The organism is Streptomyces sp. NPDC041784 (assembly GCF_055591025.1).
This window is the reverse complement of the sequence record NZ_JBVJAB010000020.1, coordinates 47,736-54,151: the sequence shown is the minus strand read 5'-3', so window position 1 is coordinate 54,151 and position 6,416 is coordinate 47,736. Positions and strand designations below refer to the sequence as shown.

Genomic DNA, 6,416 nt, shown 5'->3' with positions numbered 1-6,416 from the left:
GGTATAAAGAACAGAATAAGAAGAGGAAAAACAACCCCCCCCCCCCCCCCCCCCCCCCCCCCCCCCCCCCCCCCCCCCCCCCCCCCCCCCCGCTTCCGGCTCGCTGTCCTGTTCCGGGCGGCCTCGGTCCCGCTCGCCCGAAGCCCGCTCGCCCGAACGCCGGTTCAGCCCGCGGCGGGGGAGGGCGAGGCGCTCGCGCTGGGCGCCGCCCGCAGGTTCCCGCCGACCAGCACCGACCCGTCGCACTGGGACGGCGTCGGACCGCCCACCGGCTTTCCCACCTCACTGCAGGTCACCGTCATGGTGATCCGCCCTCCGGCGGGCACCACGATCGGGGTGACGAAGTGGTAGTCCTGGTCACGGAAGTTCTGCAGCGCCAGCCTCAGCAGGGTCCGGCTCCCGGCGGCGATGACGACGGTGCCGGAGTCGCCCTGCGGGTTCTGCACCACGAGGTCCGTCAGGTCGAACGCCTGACCGGCCGGGACCCGGTACACCGTGCCGGACGTCGGGTCGCCGCCCACCGAGTCCTTGACCCCGGCCTGAGCGCTGCGCGGGTCCCCCGCACCCCCGCCACCGCTTCCCGCCGCGCCCTCGCCGCCGGCTCCACCCGTGCCCCCGCCCGTGCTTCCGGCCGATCCCGCCGCGGCGCCGGAGCTGGGTGAGCCACCACCCGCCCCGTCCTGTCCCGTTCCGGTGCCCGCCGACGCACCGGACGAGCCGCCGCCGCTCGCGGCGCCGGACGCGCCGGGGCTGGGCGACATCACGGCGGCCACCTGCTTCTTGGACTCCTCGCGCGCCGCCGACCGCACCACCGGGCGCAGCAGGGCGAACCATACGATGGCCAGGGCCACCACCGCGGCCAGCGCCGCCATCAGAGCGCGCGGCAGCCAGCGCGGCAGTATCGCGTCCTGCTGGTAGGTGCCGTCCAGGGCGACCGACTCGTGCGGCACGTCGCCCGTGGGCGTCGCCACGACCTGGAAGGGATGCACGACGGGAGTGCCGCGCCACAGCCGTCGCGCCGGACGCGCGGTGAGCCGCGACAACTCGGCCGCGCCCGGGGGCAGTTCGACGGTCTCCTGGGCGAAGCGCAGCCGGAGCCGGGAGCTGTCGCCCTGGGCCACCAGCTGCACCGTCATCGGGATGTTGCCACGGTTGTCGACGGCCACGTCCGTACGGCCGCGCCAGGCGCCGTCGAACCCGCGGGGCACCAGCTCCCCGGTGATCTCGGCGAACGGCAGGACCGTGACGACGCCCTCGGGGACCACCGCCGTGCCGGGGGCGCTGGTGGGCACCACCCGCACCCCGAACGGGACGTCCCCGGCCGGCACCTCCGAGCTCCGGGGCGGGCTCAGCGCGAGAACCGCGGTGCCCGTACTGTCCGGATACAGCGAAAGGCTCGTTGGCTCGACGGTCGACCAGGCCGCTGCCGGGCCCACGACCTCGAAGCGATACTCCTCCACCGTGCTGCCGGAGTTGCGTACCTGAAGGGGGACTTCGATCCGCCCACCAGGCTCGGCGGTCACAGCGGTCGTGTCCAGGCTCGCCGCAGTTGTCATGATCGGCACAATAAGGTCGGTGGCGGTGGCCGGCACGGGCCTCTCAGGAAGACTTTCGGGAAGCTGAGGTGCCCATTGACACCTTGTTGACTTTGCGTGGAGTCGCCTACCCCATACTGCTCGACGCGCCGCGATGCGCTCGACCAGGGGGGAGACCGGTGTGGACCGGATAGTTGTGTGCCTGCGGGCGGATGACCCGATCTCCAGAGCGGGGGTCGCCACCCAACTGCGGCCCCGGCCGGAGATCCGGCTGCAGGAGGAGGGGGAGGAACCGGCCGCCGCGGTGGTGGTGGTCGTCGTGGACACCATAGACGAGGAGTCGCTGCGGACCCTTCGTCACATCCGGCGGACGACGGCGGCCCGGGTGGCGCTGGTCGCCACCCGCATCGACGATCAGCAACTGGTCGGTGCCGCCGAGTGCGGCGTGGCGGGCATCCTGCGCCGGTCCGAGGCGACACCGGAGCGGCTGGTACAGGTGATCAACGCGGTGGCCAGGGGAGAGGGAAGCGTTCCCGCGGACCTGCTGGGCCGCCTGCTGGAGCAGGTCGGCCAGTTGCAGAGCCAGGTCCTGGCGCCGCGCGGCCTGAACTTCAGCGGGCTCACCGACCGGGAGATCGAGGTCGTCCGGCTCGTCGCCGAGGGGTACGACACCGGGGACATCGCCACCAAGCTCGCGTACTCCGAACGCACCATCAAGAACATCCTGCACGACCTCGTCACCCGGCTGCACCTGCGCAACCGCTCGCACGTCGTCGCCTACGCGCTCCGGCAGGGGCTGATCTGACGAGGCCGGCCCCCGCCGCCACGGCGGGGGAGAGGCCGACTGCCCGGAAGGGCAGAGCGCACTTCCCGAACGCGTGTCCCGTGCGCCGCTCCGCCGAAGAGCGGCGCCGGGGACGGTGGGGCTGACGCCGATCTGGGAGGGGATGTCGTGCGGTTGTTCCGGCTGCGGGCGGGGCTGATGGCCTCGGTTCTCGCGTTGGGCGCGGTAGGGGCCGGCATCGGAGAAGACACGGCGCCGCGGGCCCGGACGACGGCTGCGTCCTCCGCCTCGCCCACCGCTTCGCCCCCGTCTTCGGATTCTTCTCCGGCTTCTTCTCCGGATCCTTCGTCGCCTTCCCCGAAGGCGACGGCCCCGGTGTCCCCGGTCATTCCGTCGCTGGTCGAGCAGTCGCTGGATCCCGGCGCCTCGATCACCGTCGCCAAGCAGGTGCAGACCCCGGCGGTGCCGCCCAAGCCGGACGTGGTGCTGCTGGTGGACAACACGGGGAGCATGGGCGGCGTCATCGCCAACGTGCGGAACAACCTGCCCACGATCGTCGACCAGGTCTTCGCCGTGCAGCCCGACTCCCGGTTCGCCGTGGCCAGTTACGGCGACGTGAGTGGTGGAAGCCGGCTCTTCCTGCTGCACCAGGCGTTCACCGCCGACCGCGACGCCGTCCAGCGCGGCGTGAACGCCCTGACCGCTTCCGGCGGCGGCGACACGGCGGAGGACTGGGGGAACGCGCTCCACGAGGTGGCGACCGGGGCCGGCGGCCGGAACGCGTTCCGGGACGGCGCCAGCCCCATCGTCGTCCTGGTCGGTGACGCCTCCAGCCACGACCCCAGCAACGGGCACAGGTTCGCCGACGTCGTCAGGACGCTCCAGGACCAGGGCGTCAAGGTCCTCGCCGTCGGCGTCGGCGGAGACGGGCTCGACGATGACGGCCAAGCCACGCAGGTCACCCGGGCCACCGGCGGTACGTACCTCCAGGGCATCGACCCGGCACAGGTGTCGGACGCCATCGTCCAGGGCCTGACGAACCTTCCTGTCACCGTCAGCCACCGGCTCGTCGAGTGCGACCCCTCGCTGGGCGTCTCCCTCTCCCCGGCGAGCGTCGAGGTGACCAGCGGCCGGACCGCCTCCTTCAGCGAGCAGATCACGGTGTCCCCGGACGCACCGCAGGGCTCCACGCTGTCGTGCACGGTCCAGTTCCTGCTCGGCCCGGCGGCCGACCCCGCCTACCGGGAGCAGATCCGCATCACCGTCAACGACGTGACCGCCCCGGCGGTGACCGTCGACGACCGTACGGTGGAAGCCACCGGCCCGGACGGCGCGGTCGTCGACTACACGGCCGCCGCGCACGACAACGTCGACGGCGACGTCAAGGTGTCGTGCGAGCCGCCCTCCGGGACGCGATTTCCCCTCGGGCGGACGACGGTCACCTGCACCGCGACCGACAAGGCGGGCAACACCGGCCGCGACACCGCCGTGTTCACCGTCGTCGACACCACCGCGCCGGTGGTGAGCGTCGACGGCCGCACCGTCGAGGCGACCGGTCCCGACGGCGCCGTGATCACGTATCCGGCCACGGCCACGGACATCGTGGACGGCGACGTCCCGGTGGTGTGCGAGCCGCCCTCCGGCTCGACGTTCCCGATCGGGAGGGCCACCGTCACCTGCACGGCGACCGACAAGGCGGGCAACACCGGCCGCGACACGGCCGAGTTCACGGTGACCGACTCGACCGGCCCCGTCGTCACCGTCGAGGACGGCACCGCGGAGGCGACCGGTCCGGACGGCGCGGTCGTGGAGTACCCCGCGTCGGCGCAGGACACGGTCGACGGGAACCTGCCGGTCACCTGCGAACCGCCGTCGGGCTCGGTGTTCCCGATCGGGGAGACGACGGTGACCTGCACGGCGACGGACTCCCACGAGAACTCCGGCAAGGACACCGCCGTCGTCACCGTCGTCGACACCACCGCGCCCGTCGTCACCGTCGACGACCTGACGGTGGAGGCCACCGGTCCCGACGGCGCGGTCGTGGAGTACACCGCCACCGCGGTCGACATCGTGGACGGACCGACGAAGGTCGTCTGCGCCCCGCCACCCGGCTCCACCTTCCCGGTCGGGCGGACCACCGTCACCTGCACGTCGACGGACGCGCACGAGAACACCGGTGAGGACACCGCCGTGATCACGGTGGTCGACACGACCCCGCCCGTCGTCACCGTGGACGACCGCACCGAGCCGGCCACCGGTCCCGACGGCGCCGTGATCGAGTACACCGCCACGGCCCAGGACCTCGTCGGCGGCCCCCTGCCCGTCACCTGCACGCCCCTGTCCGGCTCCACCTTCCCGGTCGGCGCGACCACCGTGACCTGCACCGCGACCGACGCCGCCGGCAACACCGGCACCGACACCGCTGTCTTCACCGTCGTCGACGACGGCAAGCCCGTCGTCCAGGTGGACGACCGGACCGCGCGGACCCTCAGCCGGGACGGCGCACCCGTGTCGTACACCGCCACCGCCCAGGACCTCGTCGACGGCAGCCTCCCCGCCACCTGCACGCCGGCCTCCGGGTCGACCTTCCCGATCGGGAGGACCAGCGTCACCTGCACGGCGACCGACAAGGCGGGCAACACCGGCAGCGACACCGCCGTGGTGACCGTCGTCCTGATCCCGCCCGTGCCGGTTCCGCCCTCCGCCGACCTCGCCGTGACCGCCGCCGCCGATCCGCAGCCCGCCTTCACCGGCGGCACCGTCACGGCGAAGCTCACCCTCACCAACGCCGGACCGGACCCCGCGACGAACATCGTCCTGACCACCGCGACACCCGGATCCCCCACCGTGGTGAGCCCCCAGGACCGCTGCACCACCGCCCGCCCCTGCACGCTTTCGGCCGGCGGCCGGATCCAGGTCACCACCCGGCTGTCGTACGACAAGGCCACCGGCGGCACCCTGACGGCCCGGGTCGCCGGCAGGCCGACCGACCCGCGCACCGCCAACAACACCGACACGCTCCGGCTCCGCGTCCTCAAGCCCGCGCTGACCGTCGGGCCCGTCGTCGCCCGGCTCGGTGACGTCGTCCTCGCCGAAGGCCGCGACTTCCCGGCCGGAACCGTCGTACGACTGAAATGGAGCCAGGGCATCACCGCGGCGACGGTTCCGGTACGGGTGGGCGCCGACGGAACGTTCCGCACCCAGGTCCTCGTCCTGCGCAAGGACCGGACCGGACAACGGCTGCTCCGCGCCACAGGACCCGGATACGACCCGGTCACCGCGAAGGTCCTCGTCGTGCCCCGCAGCCTCCAGCCACCCGACTTCATCGGCCGCGGTTGAGCCGCGCGGAGGTGGAACCGTGATCCACGAAGTGGACGACGCACTGCGCGCCTTCGTCCGGAGCGACGCCCTGGGCGGCACTCAGGTCAGCGTCGTGTTCGACGCACCCACCCGCGAGTGGGCGGCGAAGGTCAACGCCCCCACCGTCAATCTGTACCTCTACGACATCCGGGAGGACATGCGCCGCCGCTCCCGCGGTCTGTCCAACGAGTACGACGCGCGCGGCACCGTCGTCGCCCGGCACCGCCCGCCCCGGTACTTCAAGCTGTCCTACCTGATCACCGCCTGGACCCGGCGTCCCGAGGACGAGCACCGTCTGCTGTCGTCCCTCCTGCTGTGCCTGATGGACCGCGACGCCATGCCCGCCGAGCACCTGACCGGCTCCATGGCCGCGCTTCCGCTGTCGGTGCCGATGACGATCGCGCTGCCGCCGCCCGAGGACCGGTCGTTCGCGGACGTGTGGAGCGCGCTCGGCGGTGAGCTGAAGCCCTCCCTCGACCTCGTGGTCAGCGTCCCCCTCGTCGGCACGGGGACCACTCCGGCGGCGCCGCCGGTCACCGAGGAGGGCGGTCTGCGGCTCGGTCTCGAGGACACCCGGCACACCGGCCAGAGCCCCGCCGGAGCGCGGGCAGCCGACGCGGCGGACGAGCCGGCGGCGCGTCGCCCCCGGCCGGCGCGGTACCGGCGCGTCCGCGAATGAGCACGGGCCGCCGGACGACCCCGGGGCCCCGGCCACCAGGGCGTCCGGCGCGGACCGC

At 73.1% G+C, this 6,416-nt stretch carries 4 protein-coding genes; 3 read left to right on the top strand and 1 reads right to left on the bottom strand.

What is annotated here, in order from left to right:
- Positions 1 to 164: 164 nt before the first annotated feature.
- Positions 165 to 1,556, bottom strand: coding sequence for a COG1470 family protein (locus tag ACZ6D7_RS33600; RefSeq protein WP_469499201.1), 1,392 nt, complete (start codon positions 1,554 to 1,556; stop codon positions 165 to 167).
- A gap of 160 nt (positions 1,557 to 1,716) precedes the next feature.
- On the opposite strand from ACZ6D7_RS33600, the gene ACZ6D7_RS33595 reads away from it, so the two are divergent.
- From ACZ6D7_RS33595 to ACZ6D7_RS33585, 3 genes are all read left to right on the top strand, one after another.
- Positions 1,717 to 2,340, top strand: a complete 624-nt coding sequence (locus ACZ6D7_RS33595) for a response regulator transcription factor (RefSeq protein WP_469499198.1) — start codon at positions 1,717 to 1,719, stop codon at positions 2,338 to 2,340.
- 354 nt (positions 2,341 to 2,694) lie between these two features.
- The gene (locus ACZ6D7_RS33590) at positions 2,695 to 5,658 is read left to right on the top strand and encodes an HYR domain-containing protein (RefSeq protein ID WP_469499196.1); all 2,964 of its coding nucleotides are present in this window, start codon (positions 2,695 to 2,697) and stop codon (positions 5,656 to 5,658) included.
- Between the two features lie 19 nt (positions 5,659 to 5,677).
- On the top strand, positions 5,678 to 6,358 hold the full coding sequence (locus ACZ6D7_RS33585) for a Pvc16 family protein (protein WP_469499194.1): 681 nt from the start codon (positions 5,678 to 5,680) through the stop codon (positions 6,356 to 6,358).
- The last annotated feature ends 58 nt before the right edge of the window (positions 6,359 to 6,416 follow it).

What these genes read in the sequence shown, in the direction of transcription:
- ACZ6D7_RS33600 (WP_469499201.1), bottom strand. Translation starts at nt 1,556, where the DNA reads ATGACAACTGCGGCGAGCCTGGACACGACCGCTGTGACCGCCGAGCCT.